At 70.7% G+C, this 15,085-nt stretch carries 16 protein-coding genes; 5 read left to right on the forward strand and 11 right to left on the reverse strand.

Annotation, left to right across the window (positions count from 1 at the left end; all coding sequences use genetic code 11):
• Positions 1-10: 10 nt before the first annotated feature.
• The 3 genes from ACTWPV_RS39165 to ACTWPV_RS39175 all read right to left on the reverse strand — a co-directional run bounded on the left by ACTWPV_RS39165 (position 11) and on the right by ACTWPV_RS39175 (position 2,735).
• Positions 11-805: a 2OG-Fe(II) oxygenase gene (locus ACTWPV_RS39165; RefSeq protein ID WP_443155652.1), complete on the reverse strand. Its 795-nt coding sequence runs from the start codon at positions 803-805 to the stop codon at positions 11-13.
• A gap of 74 nt (positions 806-879) precedes the next feature.
• Complete coding sequence (locus ACTWPV_RS39170) at positions 880-1,680, reverse strand: glycosyltransferase (protein ID WP_443155653.1); 801 nt, start codon at positions 1,678-1,680, stop codon at positions 880-882.
• On the reverse strand, positions 1,677-2,735 hold the full coding sequence (locus ACTWPV_RS39175) for a class I SAM-dependent methyltransferase (protein WP_443155654.1): 1,059 nt from the start codon (positions 2,733-2,735) through the stop codon (positions 1,677-1,679). Before ACTWPV_RS39175 ends, ACTWPV_RS39170 begins: the two co-directional genes overlap by 4 nt.
• A gap of 27 nt (positions 2,736-2,762) precedes the next feature.
• Here ACTWPV_RS39175 and ACTWPV_RS39180 point away from each other — a divergent pair, with 27 nt between their 5' ends.
• From ACTWPV_RS39180 to ACTWPV_RS39195, 4 genes are all read left to right on the forward strand, one after another.
• Complete coding sequence (locus tag ACTWPV_RS39180; RefSeq protein WP_347648406.1) at positions 2,763-3,311, forward strand: dTDP-4-dehydrorhamnose 3,5-epimerase family protein; 549 nt, start codon at positions 2,763-2,765, stop codon at positions 3,309-3,311.
• A gap of 203 nt (positions 3,312-3,514) precedes the next feature.
• Positions 3,515-4,321 carry a hypothetical protein gene (locus ACTWPV_RS39185; protein WP_443155655.1) on the forward strand — a complete coding sequence of 269 codons (807 nt, stop codon included), beginning with the start codon at positions 3,515-3,517 and terminating at the stop codon, positions 4,319-4,321.
• Positions 4,322-4,325: 4 nt separating this feature from the next.
• The gene (locus tag ACTWPV_RS39190; RefSeq protein WP_443155656.1) at positions 4,326-5,678 is read left to right on the forward strand and encodes an O-antigen ligase family protein; all 1,353 of its coding nucleotides are present in this window, start codon (positions 4,326-4,328) and stop codon (positions 5,676-5,678) included.
• 22 nt (positions 5,679-5,700) lie between these two features.
• Positions 5,701-6,735 carry a hypothetical protein gene (locus ACTWPV_RS39195; protein ID WP_443155657.1) on the forward strand — a complete coding sequence of 345 codons (1,035 nt, stop codon included), beginning with the start codon at positions 5,701-5,703 and terminating at the stop codon, positions 6,733-6,735.
• Here the strand turns inward: ACTWPV_RS39195 and ACTWPV_RS39200 are convergent.
• Genes ACTWPV_RS39200 through ACTWPV_RS39230 form a run of 7 tightly spaced genes read right to left on the reverse strand, consistent with a single transcriptional unit; the run spans position 6,712 to position 13,589 of the window.
• Complete coding sequence (locus ACTWPV_RS39200; protein WP_347648402.1) at positions 6,712-8,136, reverse strand: oligosaccharide flippase family protein; 1,425 nt, start codon at positions 8,134-8,136, stop codon at positions 6,712-6,714. The genes ACTWPV_RS39195 and ACTWPV_RS39200 overlap by 24 nt on opposite strands.
• A 13-nt stretch (positions 8,137-8,149) precedes the next feature.
• A complete protein-coding gene (locus ACTWPV_RS39205; RefSeq protein WP_443155658.1) occupies positions 8,150-9,034 on the reverse strand; it encodes a glycosyltransferase in 885 nt (294 codons plus the stop codon).
• On the reverse strand, positions 9,027-10,058 hold the full coding sequence (locus tag ACTWPV_RS39210; RefSeq protein WP_443155659.1) for an NAD-dependent epimerase/dehydratase family protein: 1,032 nt from the start codon (positions 10,056-10,058) through the stop codon (positions 9,027-9,029). Before ACTWPV_RS39210 ends, ACTWPV_RS39205 begins: the two co-directional genes overlap by 8 nt.
• Positions 10,059-10,060: 2 nt before the next feature.
• Positions 10,061-10,711 (reverse strand): PIG-L deacetylase family protein, encoded by a 651-nt coding sequence (locus ACTWPV_RS39215; protein ID WP_347648399.1) that lies wholly within the window; start codon positions 10,709-10,711, stop codon positions 10,061-10,063.
• Positions 10,708-11,484 carry a glucose-1-phosphate cytidylyltransferase gene (locus tag ACTWPV_RS39220; RefSeq protein WP_443155660.1) on the reverse strand — a complete coding sequence of 259 codons (777 nt, stop codon included), beginning with the start codon at positions 11,482-11,484 and terminating at the stop codon, positions 10,708-10,710. The genes ACTWPV_RS39215 and ACTWPV_RS39220 overlap by 4 nt, the downstream gene beginning before the upstream one ends.
• The gene (locus ACTWPV_RS39225) at positions 11,481-12,689 is read right to left on the reverse strand and encodes a methyltransferase domain-containing protein (protein WP_443155661.1); all 1,209 of its coding nucleotides are present in this window, start codon (positions 12,687-12,689) and stop codon (positions 11,481-11,483) included. The genes ACTWPV_RS39220 and ACTWPV_RS39225 overlap by 4 nt, the downstream gene beginning before the upstream one ends.
• On the reverse strand, positions 12,690-13,589 hold the full coding sequence (locus ACTWPV_RS39230) for a hypothetical protein (RefSeq protein ID WP_347648396.1): 900 nt from the start codon (positions 13,587-13,589) through the stop codon (positions 12,690-12,692).
• A gap of 76 nt (positions 13,590-13,665) precedes the next feature.
• On the opposite strand from ACTWPV_RS39230, the gene ACTWPV_RS39235 reads away from it, so the two are divergent.
• Complete coding sequence (locus tag ACTWPV_RS39235; RefSeq protein ID WP_347648395.1) at positions 13,666-14,244, forward strand: dTDP-4-dehydrorhamnose 3,5-epimerase family protein; 579 nt, start codon at positions 13,666-13,668, stop codon at positions 14,242-14,244.
• On the opposite strand, the gene rfbD is transcribed toward ACTWPV_RS39235, so the two are convergent.
• Positions 14,226-15,083, reverse strand: coding sequence for a dTDP-4-dehydrorhamnose reductase (gene rfbD, locus ACTWPV_RS39240; RefSeq protein WP_443155662.1), 858 nt, complete (start codon positions 15,081-15,083; stop codon positions 14,226-14,228). The genes ACTWPV_RS39235 and rfbD overlap by 19 nt on opposite strands.
• Positions 15,084-15,085 lie beyond the last annotated feature (2 nt).

Below are 15,085 nucleotides of genomic sequence, written 5' to 3' on the forward strand. Positions count from 1 at the left end.
TCGCCCGCCACTATGCGCCGCGCCGGGAGAACAGATCGGCCAGCGCGGGCGGCGCCCAGCGCTTGAGCCTCTGCCGGAAGGTGCCCTTGAAGTCCTCACCGGGCCGCTGGCGGAACAGCGTGCTGTGCTCGCCGCTGAACTCCTCCTGGGGGCGGCCGTTGGTGTAGTAGTACAGCGCCATCGAGCGGCGGGCGCGGTCGGGCGGGCAGGTGATCGGGTCGGGCAGGCCGTGGTTGGCGTTGTCGGTGGTCGCGAAGATCAGGAAACGGTTGAAGAGCGGGGCCACGCGCTTGACGCACGCGGTCATGTCGCTGTCCCATAACTCCAGGTCGCCGCCCCACTCGGGCGACCAGTCCCGGTTCAGGTAGAGGATGCCGTTGAGCCGGCGGTGCAGGTTGAGGCGCTTGGTCTTGTTGAAGTCGGCGTGCACCTTCAGGTAGCCGCCGGCGCGGCTCTGGTGCAGCCCGCCGCCGTCGAAGTGCGGGTCGGGGATGAGGCCGGTGATGCCGGTCAGCGCCTCCAGGAAGTCCACGAACACCTGGCCGTTGAACTCGTGGAGCAGATTCCGTGTCACGGGCCCCATCAACTCGGTGTCCGACAGCGCCAGCTTGATCTCCTTGGCGCTGTCGAACTCCTGCCAGGTGACGCCACGCGGCTCGGGGAACTCCTCCAGCACCGGCTCCAGGGCCGAGGGCGGCAGGAAGTCCTCGATCACGACGTGGGGGAACGGCTCGGCCGTGGCGAACTGCTCGCGAAACCGCTCGGCGTGGGCCATGAGCTCGGCCCGCTGAAAGGCGAATGTCACATCCTGCATAGGAACCCTCTCGTCCCCCATGAAGACCTTCCTTCTCCACCTATTTCGGCGAAATTGCCGCGACGTTACTCACGACTGGAACGATCCGAAGCCCAGCCGCCACCGGCTCGCGGCCCGGCCAGCCGCTCCGCGACGAGCACCGCGACGAAGCATGCGGCGTCGCACACCGCCACCTCCCGCCGCCGCACGAGTGTCACCAGGTCCGCACCGCCCAGCCTGGTTTCGGCACGGCCCAGCCGGTCGAGCTGCCGGTTGCCCTGCCGTACGCGGGCCCTGCGGCGCACCACGGCGGCGACGGTGCGGGCCGGGCGTACCAGCGACCGGCCCGCGGTGGCCCGCTCGGCCGGAGCGAACGAGCGGTGCGCCCAGCCGTCGTCGGACAGCACGTCCGGCATCGGCCACACGCGGGCGTGGCCGGCCTCGGTCAGCAGATAAGCGCCCGTGCCCGCCAGCCCGCGGCGGCCCGCCATGAGCCGCTCGTGGGCGCGGTGGAAACCGGCCGCCACCCGCGAAACGCCGGCCAGGTCCAGCTCGGGCTCCGGCGCGCAGGCGGATAACCCCGTCCCGGCCAGGCAGGCCAGCATCGCCGCCACAGAGCCCGGCGCGAGCACCACGTCGGCGTCCAGGTAGAGGCGGGGGAACGCGGCGCAGGCGGCGTCTCCGGCGCGCAGGGCGGCGACCTTGCCCGGCGCGGGCAGCTCGATCACCTTCACGCCGCGCTCGCGCGCCACCTCGGCGGTGCGATCGGCACAACCGTTCGCGACCACGACCACCTCCGGCTCGCCCTGCGGCAGCAGCGCGTCCAGGCAGCGACCGAGCACGCGCTCCTCGTCGTGCGCGGCGATCACCACGCTGAGGCCGGTCACGGGACCACGATCCAGCCGGAGACGTCCGGGTAGCTCGCGCGGACCTCCGGGAGCAGGTCGGGCAGGAAGAGCAGGACCTGACCCGCCCCGGCCAGGCGCTCCGGGCCGGCGATCGGGATGTCCGTCCCGGGCATGCGGCGGCCCCGCTTGGCCGGCGAGGCGTCGACCATCGCGGGCAGCAGGCCGGCGTGCGCGCCCGCGCGGCACAGCAGCGCCACGGCCCGGGAGGCCGCGCCGTACCCGATGACCGGGCCGCTCTGCTCGGCCAGCAGGGCACGCAGCTTCTCGGCACCGCGCGTGGCGTCCTGTCCCAGGCGCTCCAGCACCGCGGAGTCGGTGACGCCTGCCGCCACCTCCTCCTCGATCAGGGTGGTCACCGACTCGTCCGGCTCGCCGTCGCGGGTGGCGGCCAGCAGCACGGTCCCGCCGTACAGGTCGAAGCGGAAGGCGCTGCGCGCGACCAGCCCGGCCTGGCGCAGCATGGCGGCCAGCACCGGGGTGGAGTAGTACGCGTCGTGGCCGTGCCGCAGAACGTTCCACTGGCCGCCGCGCAGGATCGCGGCGAGGCTGTGGAACTGCAGGAGCAGCACGCCGCCCGGGGCCAGGCACTCGGCGCGGGCGGCCAGCCCTGCGGCCTGGTCGGGCTCGTGCATCAGCCCGAAGCAGTCGATGACCAGGTCTGCCCCGCCACCCACCGCGCCTGGGCCGTCCACCGGGGTGAGGTCCACCAGTCCCAGCCAGGAACCGCCGTGCGGGCTGCCGAACTCGGCGACCGTGCGCGCCCCGTCCAGCCAGCCGGCCAGGCGTATCCGGGAGACCGCGTCGCGGGCCTGCTCGACCAGGGCGGCCGGCTCGGCTCCGCGCGGCTCCTCCGCGCCGGCCGGGTCCTCGGCGAGCTGGGCCAGGCCGCAGGCGGCGCACGCCCACATGCGCAGCGGGTGAACCGGATCCGGTCCCGGGTCGGTGGCCGGCGGGAACAGGTCGCAGGCCGGTTGCGGTCCGAGGTCGAGGACGACGCGGCCGGAGGCGGAGCGGCAGAACCGGCACTGGATCACGGTGTCTCCTTTGGACATCATGCGCTCATGGAGATCAGACGTGGCGAACTGGACGGCGTGCTGCTGTTCGTGCCCACCCCCCACCGTGACGAGCGAGGCTTCTTCACCCGCACCTTCGACGCGACCGTGGCCGCCGGGGCGGGCCTGGAGCCGCACTCCTTCGTGCAGGACAGCCAGTCGCGTTCCAAGCTCGGGACGGTGCGCGGGCTGCACGGCAGGAGCGGGCCGGGCGAGGCCAAGCTGGTACGGTGCGCGCGCGGCGCGGTGCATGACGTGATCGTGGACGCCCGGCCGGGTTCGCCGACTTTCGGGCGCTCGGCCGCGTACCTGCTGGACGATGTCAGTTTCGCCTGCCTTTACGTGCCGCCGGGCTTTATGCATGGTTTCCAGGTGCTGACGGAAGAGGCCGACACGTGTTACCGAATCAACCGCGAACACGATCCCGCCGAGGACCTGTCGGTCAGGTTCGACGATCCCGAACTGGCGATCACCTGGCCACTCCCCGTCACCACGCTCAGCCCTCGCGACACCCGGGCAGGAAGCTGGGCTGAGCTGCGCGAGCAGCTGGGCGTGTGACAATCGCTCCCCCAAAGACGCACTTATCCGCACCAATATCGGGCACGTTCCAGGGCTCGTTACACGAATAAACTGTCCGATTTCGGACATCGCAGAAGCTGGAAATTCACGGCAGGCTGTGGGTGTTTTCACGGACTTGTATCTCGATCTGGACTGGGCGAGAATCGCCGTGCGCCGGGACATGTCGCTGAGGGGTTAATGTCGTGGATCTCTGGAAGACCCTGCAGGTCATGGTGCGGCGGTGGTACGTCACTGTGCCCATGTTCCTGGCCGCCCTCGGCGTCACGGGAGCGATCTTCATCACCTACCCGACGTACTACGACTCCGAGGGCTTATTGATCCTCACCGTCCCGACGGGCGGTTCGCAGGTGGCCAGCAACCCTGCGGAGAACGCCTACGCCAACCCACTGCTGGCGTTCGACGAGGGCCTCAGGATCACGTCGACCTTCCTGATCCAGGCGATGAACACGCCCGAGGTCGCCGACACTCTCGTCGACCCGGACTCCGACGACAGCCTCTCGGTCACCAGCGGCGAACTGGAAGGGCCCTTCATCGCCGTGAAGGCCACCAGCACCTCGCCGGAGCGTGCCAGGCGGATGGTGACCGACGCCATTGTCCGCACCAGGCTCGACCTGCTCCAGCACCAGCGCAGGCTGGCGCCCTCGATCCCCGCCACCTACATCGTGATGACGCCGATCATCGAGCCCACGACGCCGATCGGGCAGAACAATCTCAAGCTGCGCGCCGCCGGCGCCGCCCTCGGCGTCGGACTGGCGGCCAGTCTGCTGGCCGTCTACGGCACCGAGAGCTACCTCAACCAGCGACGCCGCCGCCAGGAGGCGCGAGCCGTGCCCGAGCAGGAAGCACCACCCGAGCCCGAGCCGCAGCCGGATGAGCAGGCCGAGCAGGTCAAGCAGTACAACGGCACCGTCCCCGCCATCCCGTCGAAGGAGCTCACCGGCCCGGCCGACGATGACACCCTGACGGACATCCCTCGCGTGACCGACTGAAGCCGTGACTACGACGGTCCTTCCACCGGTCACGGCGGACTCCGGACGCCCGCTCAAGGACGCGACGGTGCTGCTGTGCACGTACGTGCTGGTGCTGTGCGCCCTGCCGGCCAAGCTGGTGCTACAGGGCATCCCGCTCGACCTGGCACCGACGATGCTCTTCGGTCTCGGCATCGGCGTCCTGTGGTTCTGCGCCCAGCAGGTGGACACCCTCGGCGTGGCCAAGGGGCGCAACGTCGTGCGTACCGTCCTGTTCTGCTACGCCATCACGCAACTGCTGACCTACGGCGCGGCCACCTACTCCGGTCTGCCGGCCGACGAACTCAAGGCCACCGACCGCACGCTCATCACGCTCTTCTCGGTCATCGCCGCCGGCCTGGCGGCAGTGGACGGGCTGCGCACCCGCAAGGGCGTGGAACTCGTTCTCAAGTGCATGGTGCTGGGCGCGACGTTCATGTCGTTCGTCGGCATCCTGCAGTCGCGGCTCGGGGTCGACCTCACCGACTTCCTGACCCTGCCGGGGCTGCGCTCGGTCTCCACCGAAGAGACCATCCTGGAGCGATCCATCTTCCGCCGGCCGTCCGGGACCGCGGGCCACCCCATCGAGTACGGCGTGATGTGCGCCTTCACCGCGCCGCTCGCCCTCTACTTCGCCTTCCGTGCCAACCGCCGCAGGGAGCCCAGGCAGTGGCTGTGGTGGTGCTGCTTCGCCGTGATCAGCGGCGGCATCATGTTCTCGCTGTCCCGCTCGGCCATCCTGGGCGCGGCGGTCGCCGGGCTGGTGCTGTTCTACTCCTGGTCATGGCGGGTGCGGGTCAGGATGGCCATCGCCGCGGGCGTCTTCCTGGTCATCATGCGCATCCTGGTGCCCGGCCTGGTCGGCACCCTGATCGCGCTGTTCTCCAACTTCAGCCAGGACAACAGCATCAAGGGCCGTCTGGTCGACTACGCGCCGACCTCCCTGCGCATCGAGCGCTACCCGTGGCTGGGCCACGGCGTGGGCACCAACCTGCCGCTGAAGTACGGCTGGCTGGACAACCAGTACATGATGACCTTGCTGGACAACGGGATCGTCGGGCTGTTCGCGCTGGTGGCGGTCTTCCTGTCGGGCATCTACGCGGCCCTGCGGGTGCGCTCCCTCACCGGCGACCCCGAGCTGCGCGACCTGGCGATGACGCTGGTCGCCTGCCTGTCGGTGCCCACGGTCGCGGCGATCACCTTCGACATGCTCGCGTACGCGTTGATCACGGGCCTGGTCTTCCTCACGGTGGGCGCGTGCGGCGCCCTGCTCCGGCACCAGCGCGAACCGGTCGGCTCCGCGCGTGCCGCCGGATCGTCGGCGAGAATCGAAACCTGACCTCTCGAAGGACGGATCACCCATGCCCTCACCCAGCAAGCGGCGCTCGGGCGTGGCCTTACGCCTGGCCGTCGGCGTGGCCGTGCTGAGCGCGGGCGTGGCCGTGGTGAGCGCGGGCGTGCTCGCCGTGAACGGCACCGGCCGTTCCTCCGACGGAGGCTCGCCGCCCGCCGCCGGCGAGCACAGCGCCCCGCCGCGCACCAGCCCTTCCCCCGCCGGTAGCCCTTCCTCCACGCCTGCCGGCAGCCCGGCCACGCCCTCCGGGGGGCGGGCCTGTCCCCCGCCGCCGGAATACCCGACTCCCGAGTGCACCGGCGTGCCGCCGGGCAAGGAGCTCAAGAAGGCCGAGGGCGACTTCGTCGCCGACAAGGACGGCCAGGTGATCGACGGCCTGCACATCACCGGCAACCTGCTCGTCGAGGGCGAGGACGTGGTGATCCGCGACAGCTGGATCGAGGGCTGGGTCGACAACAGCCGTAACGGTCCCCGCGGGAAGGGCTCGTTCGCCATCACCGACTCGACGGTGGGCCGGCCCGACTCCTGCGAGGCGGGGACCGGTGTCAGCGAGTCGGAGTTCACCGCCACCCGGGTGAAGGTCGTCGGCCACGGCGACGCGTTCGGAACAGGCGGCGACAACGTGCTGATCCAGGACTCCTACGCGCTGCTGTGCGGTGAGGAGGAGTGGCACTCCGACGGCTTCCAGGCCTACCGGGGCGGCCGCGACATCGTCATCCGCCACAACACCTTCGACCAGCGCCAGGTGCCCGCCTCCGGGGTCACCGCGCCGATCTTCATCTCCGACGGCTCGCCCGAGGCCACCGTCGTGGACAACCTGCTCATCGGCGGCAGCTCCACCATCCGCGTGCACAAGGGCGGCGACAGGTGGAAGTACATCGTCACCGGCAACCGGGTCGTCCTGGACGCCTGGCTCTACAGTCCCGTGGACAGCTCGTGCTCGGCCATCTCCGCCTGGGCCGACAACCGGCTCGTACGGATCGACGCGGCCTACCGGGTCACCTGGCTGGGCCCCGAGCTACCGTGCGTCGATGGCGGTTAGCCTCTTGACCTGCCGGTAGACCAGCAACAGCGCACCGGCGATCAGCACGCCACCGCCCAGCATCGCCACCAGCTCGTTGGGCGCGACGGTCACCAGCCCCAACAGCAGCAGCGCCAGCACCGCCGAGATCGAGACGGGCAGCACCAGCGTGCGCAGCAGCGCGCCCAGCCGCGCCCCGGCCTTGCGGGCGCACCACAGGTGCACGGGAACGGCCCAGCCGAAGCCCACGGCCGCCTGCGCCCACCCGATGCCCTCGAAGCCCCACACGTGCGCGCCGATCGCCGAGGCGGGCACCAGCACCAGCAGCCAGGCGAGCTGCGGCAGCACCGAGATCAGCATGGAGTTGGCCGCGATGAGCAGGTGGAAGACCAGCTCGGCGACGATCCTGGCGACGTTGGCCAGCGCCAGCCCGGCCAGCATGGTGGCCGCGGCCAGCCACTGGTGGCCGTAGACGACCTGCACGATCGGCTCGGCCAGTACGGCGAGGCCGGTGCCGCAGATGAGCACGGCCCCGGCGGCCACGCCGATCACCGTGCCCGCGGTGGTGCCGAAGTCGCCGTCACCCTCGCGAGCACGGGCGAAGGTGGGCAGCGCCACCCGTTCCAGGGTCTTGGAGATGATCTGGATCGGCCAGTTGGCCACGTTGTTGGCGATGAAGAACAGGCCGATGGCGGCCTCGCCGAGGAAGCGGCCGGTGACCGCCTGGGCGGTGCCCTGCAGCGCGATGAGCAGCACCGAGGACCCGGCCATGGCCAGCCCGACGCGCGCCACCTCGCCGCTGTGGCGGCGGTCGAAGCCGAAGACCGGCCAGCAGCCGGACAACGCCATCAGCAGCACGTTCACGAACGCCCCCGCGGTGACGTGCCCGATCGCCAGCGACCAAGGCCCGAACCCGGTCATGGCCAGGGTGAAGGTGAGCGTGACGTTGACCACCAGCCCGGCCGCGTCCGCCTTCAGCCGTTTGCCCTGGCGGAACTCCCTGGCCAGCACCGAGGCGGGCACCGAGGCGAAGCCGTTGATCAGGATGTTCAGCGACATGAGCTGGAGCACGCCGGTGGCGTTCGGGCTGCCCAGCGCCCAGGCCAGGGTGCCGGAGCCGAAGTAGGCCAGGATCGTGCAGATCAACCCGCCGCCCACGGACATCGTCCAGGCGGTCGGGATCATCGGCTTGACCTCGCCCTCCCGGCGGATCAGCGCGTTGCCCACACCGAGATCGTTGATCACCATCAGGAAGAGCTGGACCAGCAGCGCCGTGGCGTAGATGCCGAACTCCTCCGGCGTCAGGATGCGCGCCAGCACGATGCCCAGAGTGAAGGTGACCAGCCGGGACAAGACCGTGTTGATCAGGCTGAACGCGAGGCCCCGTTTGAACTTGCCGCCCAGCTCCGCCGTTGCCGCCATCGCGTCCCGTCTTTCAGTGCCGCCTCCGTAGGACATCCAGTCCGGCGTGGGCGACGTTACGTGCCATGGGGATGGTGTTGCGCCACACCCACGGCCACAGCGAGGCGTAGCCGCGCACCCGCTCCCCCCGCGTCAGCGGCGCCTGGTTGACACCGCGCAGCAGAAAGACGCCCTCCTCGACGTTGGGCAGGTAGAAGCGGCGCTCGGTGCCCTGCTCACGCATGCGGTAGGCGCGCGCGTCGACGACCTCACTCATGCGCTGGGTGTGCTGGCGGTGGCGCAGCAGCGGCTCGTCCACCGCCACGAACGACCCCAGGAGGGCCAGCTCGACGATCGTCACCCGGTCGCTGCCCTTGAAGGGCGCCTGCGGACGCACCCGCTCCATTGCCGAGCGCCGGATCAGGCCGTAGAGCTGAAGGTTCTCCTCCGGGCCCGCGAGCTTGGCGCGCATGCGTACGACCGGCGACGGATGGTCGGTTCTGATGGAGTTACGCCAGACGCGCAGCACGTCGCCGTCCTCGTCGATCTCCTCGGCCGCGGAGAAGGCAAGCACCGCGCCGGGTTCCGCACGCAGCGCGGCGACCAGCTTGGCCAGCCGGTCGGGGTGGTATTCGTCGTCGGAGGAGGCGAAGGAGAAGAACTCGCCCCGTGTCTCCTTGATCAGGCGGTTGTGGTTGCCCAGCACGCCGATGTTGCGCTCGCGGCGGACGTACTTCACCCGCGGGTCCTTGCGCGCCAGCTCGCGGCAGATCTCCTCGGTGCCGTCGGTGGAGCAGTTGTCGCCGATGACCAGCTCGAAGTCGGTCTCGCTCTGCGCCATGAGGCTGTCGAGGGATCTGGTGAGGTACGGCTCGCCGTTGTAGACCGGCAGGCCGATGCCGATCAGCGGCTCAGGCATGCCCCACCGGCCTCAGGTCGGCGCCGACGCTGCCTTCGGCCTGGCGGGCCGCGATGCGGGCCAGCCGGGCGAAGCTCCGTTCGAAGGCCGGCGTGGTCAGGCCATGCGTGGCGTAGGCCGCGGCCAGCTCGGCCGCGCCCGCCTCGACGCTCCAGGCGCAGTCGAAGCCCGGCAGCACGGCCCTGATCCTGGAGAAGTCCACCCGGTAGGAGCGGGGGTCGCCGCCGGTCTCGCCGGTGACCAGCAGCCGTGCGCCGGGCACCGCGGCGGCCACGTGCTCGGCGATCTGCGAAACCCGCAGGTTGTTGCGCTCGGTGCCGACGTTGAAGGCCGTGGCGTGGACCGCTTCGCGCGGCGCGGCGAGCACGGCGGCGAAGGCTGCGGCGATGTCGAGCGCGTGCACCAGAGGCCGCCACGGGGTACCGTCCGAGAGCACCTTCACCACCCCGGCCAGCAGCGCGTGGCCGACGAGGTTGTTGAGCACGATGTCGGCCCGCAGCCTGGGCGAGAACCCGAACGCCGTCGCGTTGCGCATGAACACCGGCGAGAAGTCGTCGTCCGCCAGCTTGGCCAGGTCGTCCTCCACCCTGACCTTCGACTCCGCGTACGGCGTCACGGGCCGCAGCGGCGCGTCCTCGTTCACCAGGTCGTCGCCACCGGAGGCGCCGTAGACCGAGCAGGTGGACGCGTAGACGAACCTGCGCACGCCGGCATCCCTGGCCAGCCGGGCCAGCCGCACGGAGGCGTGGTGGTTGATGTCGTAGGTCAGCTCGGGGGCCAGCGAACCGAGCGGGTCGTTCGACAGCGCGGCGAGGTGTGCCACCGCGTCGACGCCGTCGAGCATCTCGGCACTCACGTCCCGCAGGTCGACCGCGTAGCCGGGCGGATCATGAGGCGCCGACCCGAGCACGCGGTCGGCGAACAGCCCGGAGTCGAGGCCGACGACGTCGTGCCCCGCGGCGGACAGCACGGGAGCCATCACGCTGCCCAGGTAACCCTGGTGCCCGGTCAGTAGGATCCGCACAGTCAGTCTCCAGCCAGATCGATGGTCAGCTTGGTCACGTGGAACGCCTCGGCGTACCTGGCGTTGCACTCGACGCCGCGGATGCGCGCGAGCCCGAGGAAGGCCTCCCTGTCGTACCAGGGGCGGTGCCGTTGCGAGTGGTAGTGCTCCTGAAGCAACCTCACCTTGGTCTCGGCCATGTCGTCGTCGAGCGGCTGGTAGACCGAGGGGCGCCCGAGGTCGCCGTCCCACTTGACGATCTCGTAGCCCAGCGCCAGGTGATCCCGCCACACTGTCGGAACGAGCCGGGCCAGCCCTTGATGGTCCTGGTGGGCGTCGCCGGTCCAGGGGGCGAGGATCAGGCCGGGCCGGGTCCTGGCGCGCAGGCCCTCCAGGGCGTTCTTGGCCTCGTCCCAGTGCGCCGGCAGCCGCCCGTCGGGCACCTTGAGCACGGTGAGGCTGAGGTCGGCGCCAGGGCAGAAGGCCGCCAGCGCCGCCCATTCCTCCGCCTCCCGCTCGGTGCCGCCGCCGGACAACACCAGCGCGTCCACCCGCAGCCCCGGGCGGTTGCGGCAGATCGTCCGCAGGGTCGCACCGGCGCCGATGGCGATGTCGTCGCAGTGCGCGCCGAGCGCGACGACCGCGTCCAGCTGCGCGGGGCGCAGACCGATCATGCTTCCCACAGCGCCCAGGGCCGCTCGCCTCTCGCCCAGGAACGGTCCAGCTCCAGGCGCTGGTTGACGGTGTCGCTCGGCCGCCAGTAACCGCGATGGGGGTAGGCCAGCAGGCGGCCCCTCTTGGCCAGTTCGGCGCAGCCGTCGGCCACCAGGTCGCCGTTCTCCGGGATGTGCTCGAAGATCTCCTGGCGGAGCACGAAGAAGCCGCCGTTGACCCAGAGCGGCATCGTGCTGACAGGCGTGATGCCGCCGACGAGCCCACCCTCGCTGACGTCGACGACGTGGAAGGTGTTGGTCGGCGGCACCACCATCATCGACGCGCCCGCGTTCGAGGCGGCGAAGCGGTCGACGATGTCGGGCAGCGGGGCGTCGGTGAGGACGTCCGCGTAGTTGGCCAGGAACATCTCGTCCGTGCCGAGGTACGGTCGCACCCTGCGTAAGCGCTCGCCGATCGGCGCGTCGAGCCCGGTGTCGATCAGCGACACCTGCCAGTCCGAGATGTCGGTGGACAGCAGCTCGACGTGCCCGTTGCGCATGATGAAGTCGTTCGACCCTGTCTCCTGGTACGTCAGGAAGAACTCCTTGATGTGCTGGGCCCCGTAGCCGAGGCACAGGACGAACTCCTTGTGCCCGAAGTGGGCGTAATAGCGCATGACATGCCAGACCAGCGGGCGGGGGCCGACGAGTTGCATCGGCTTGGGCATGTCCCCGCCGGGCGCGCCGCTGCGCATCCGGGTGCCGCGCCCGCCGCAGAAGAGCACGACTTTCATGCGACGACCTCCAGACTCGGAATCGGGAAGACCAGAGCGCCTCCCCACTCACGGACGTACGCGAGCTGCTCCACCAGCTCATCCCGCAGGTTCCACGGCAGCACCAGCACGTAGTCGGGCCGGTCCTCGGCGATCCGCTCGGGCGCGCGGATCGGGATCCGCGACCCGGGCGTGAACCGGCCGTGTTTGTACGGATTGCGGTCCACGGTGTACGCGAGCAGGTCGGGCCGGATCCCGCAGTGGTTGAGCAGGGTGTTGCCCTTGCCGGGAGCGCCGTATCCGACGACGGTCCTGCCCGCGTCGGCCGCGTCGATGAGAAACCTCAGCAGGTCGCGCCGCACCTTGGCCACCCGCGCCGCGAAGTCCTCGTACCCGGACGACTCGTGCAGCCCGGCAGCCTTCTCCCTGGCCAGCACGTCGACCACCCGCGGCGACACGGGCCCTTCCGCCGCCCGCGCCCACAGCCTGATCGACCCGCCGTGTGTCGGCAGCAGCTCGACGTCGACGAGATGCAGTCCGCCGCTCGCCAGCGCCCGCTGCGCCGAGGCGACCGTGTAGTACTGGAAGTGCTCGTGGTAGATCGTGTCGAACTGGTTGAGCTCCATCAGCGTCAGCAGGTGCTGCACCTCGACGGAGACCCGGCCGTCATCCGCCACGAGCGCCCGCAGGCCCTTCGTGAAGCCGACGATGTCGGGGATGTGCGCGTACACGTTGTTGGCCACCACCAGATCGGCCGGCCCGTGCTCGGCGCGCACCCGCCGCCCGACCTCCGGCGTGAGGAATGCGGTGAGCGTCGGCACCCCCTTGGCGGCCGCCGCCTTCCCGACATTGGCGGACGGCTCGATGCCCAGGCAGCGCACCCCTCGCTCCACCACGTGCTGGAGCAGGTAGCCGTCGTTGCTGGCCACCTCCACCACGAAGTCGCCCGGCCGCGGTCCCGCCTGGTCCACGAACCGGCGCGCGTGCTCCACCCAGGAGGTCGAGAACGAGGAGAAGTAGGCGTACTCGGTGAACGTCTCTTCCGGCGTGATCAGCGGCGGCAGCTGGGCCAGCCGGCAGCGGGTGCAGACCCGCAGGTGCAGCGGGTAGGTGGGCTCGGGCTCGTCGAGCTGCTCCGCGGTCAGGAACAGCTCGCACGGCGGAGTCGCGCCGAGGTCCACGACCCCGGCAAGCTCATGTGAGCCGCACAGTCGGCAGGTGTTCATTCAGCTCGCTCCGGCAAGGGCCGCGCTCTCGTACTCCAGCGCGAGATCTTCGGGCATGGGGGCCAGATCGTTACAGCGGACGAAGTCCCGCAGCGTCGTGCCCGTGCACCGGGCGTCCACGTTCGGCGCGCCGCGCCGGGCGCGAACATCGTCGAGATGCACGGTGCGGAAGTCGATGCTGAACCTGGTCCTGCCCGAGGTGTTCGGCACGGTGGAGTGCAGTTGGGCGCCGGAGAACATGAGCGTCCCGCCGGCCTCCGGCACCACGCGCACCTGCGGCTCCAGATCGATCGGCTGCTCGGGCCGCGGCTGGACGCGGGTGTCACTACGGATGTGCGCAGCCGCGGACTGCCTGCTGGTGCGGTTCCACTCGGCGTAGTCGTACACCCTGCTGCTGTTGCGCACCGGCTGGTCGAAGTAGCGCGGGTGGAAGGCCATGACGTTCTCGGGCACCACGCCGTAGATCGGGATCCACCAGTTGACCTGGCTGAACGGCGCCGAATACCAGCAGTCCCGGTGCGGGTGGAAGGCGTAGGAGATGCCGGAGACCAGATAGTCGTTGGAGGTGGAGGTGCGCATCCTGGGCACGTCGAAATAGGTCCGCCCGAGGTCGCAGCCGCGCTCCTCGATGACGGCGGGCAGCAGTTCCTTGCACCGGGGGTGGTGGATGAAGCGGGGCTTGAGCCCGGCCAGCACCTCGGCGAAGGCCTCGACCGGCATCTCGTGCTGCGCCGTCTCCGGGTCCAGCCCGCCGAAGGCCTCCGAGATCAGCTCCCTGGCGAAGCCGATCAGCTCCGTCGTGGCCGGCGAGGCCGCGTACACGAACACCTCGCCCTGGTAGAGGAGCTCGCGCCGCCTCTCGTCGCTCGCATCGCTGTTGGAGAAGACCGCAGTCATCATGGGGTATTCCTCCTGATCGGCTGGCATAGGGGATGAAGAGTTACCTTGCGGTGGAGTGCTCTGTCATGCTGCGCTCATGGAGCGCCTCTCGATCGACGGCGCGTGGGTGTACACGCCGCGCGTCCACACCGACCCCCGTGGCTCTTTCCTCGAGGCGTTCCGCGCGGCCGACCTGCCGCGGCCGTTCGACCTCGCCCAGGTCAACTGCTCGGTGTCCGGCCGCGGGGTGCTGCGGGGCGTGCACTTCGCCGACGTGCCGCCCGGCCAGGCGAAGTACGTGATGTGCGTGTCGGGCAGCGTCCTCGACGTGGTCGCCGACCTGCGGGCGGGCTCGCCCACGTTCGGCCGCTGGGAGGCGCGGACGCTCGACGACCGCACGCGGCGGGGCATGCTCGTCGCCGAAGGGCTCGGGCACGCGTTCATGGCGCTCAGCGAGCAGGCCACGGTGGTCTACCTGTGCTCGCAGCCGTACGCGCCGGGCCGGGAGCACGGCGTCCACCCGCTCGACCCGGCGCTCGCGATCGGCTGGCCGCCCGAGGTGGAGCCCGTGCTGTCGGAGAAGGACGCCGCGGCTCCCTCGCTCGACGAGGCGCTCGCGGCCGGGCTGCTGCCGGACTATCGCGCGTGCCAGGAGTTCTACGCCACGTTGCATTGAGGCCCCGCATTCGCGGCGATGACCGGCCAGGCCGCGTGCAGCGCCGCCCGCCAGTGGCGCAGCGGCTCAGCTCTGGTGCAGGCCAGCACGCTGCTGGCCGGACGCCGGGCGGGGCGCGGGCAGTCGGCGCTGGTCACCGGCCGCACCCTCCCGGGGTCCGCGCCGAGGAGCGTGAAGACCTCCTTGGCCAGGCCGTACCACGTCGTCTCGCCCGAGCATGCGCCGTGGTAGACGCCCGGCGGCAGGTCCGACTGCGCCAGCCGTACGAGGAAGTCGGCCAGATCGGCCGCCCACGTCGGCTGCCCGCGCTGGTCGTCGACCACGTCCACGAACGGCCGCTCACCGGCCAGCCTGATCATGGTCCGGACGAAGTCGGTACCTGCCGCGCCGTACAACCAGGCGGTCCGCACGACGTAATGGCCGTGCTCCAGCGCCGCGCGCTCCCCCGCCAGCTTGGTGCGCCCGTAGGCGTTCACGGGCCCGGTGGCCGCGTCCTCGCGGTACGGCGCCGCGCTCGCGCCGTCGAAGACGTAGTCGGTCGACACGTGCACCAGCCGCGACCCGGCCTGGTCGCACGCCTCGGCCAGCCAGCGCACCGCGTGCCCGTTGATCGCCAGCGCCTCCGCCTCGCGCGACTCGGCCGCGTCCACGGCGGTCCACCCCGCGCAGTTGATCACCGCTCGGGGGCGGTAGGCGCACACGAAGTCGCGCACCGCGCGCCGGTCGCGCAGGTCCAGCTCGCTGCGGGCGAGCGCCACCACCGGGTCGCCGGTCAGCGCCGTACGGTCGAGCACGTCGGTGGCCAGCATGCCGCTCGCGCCCGTGATGAGCCATCTCATGA

The sequence above is a fragment of the Nonomuraea sp. KM88 genome, from assembly GCF_052245635.1.
Lineage (GTDB): Bacteria > Actinomycetota > Actinomycetes > Streptosporangiales > Streptosporangiaceae > Nonomuraea.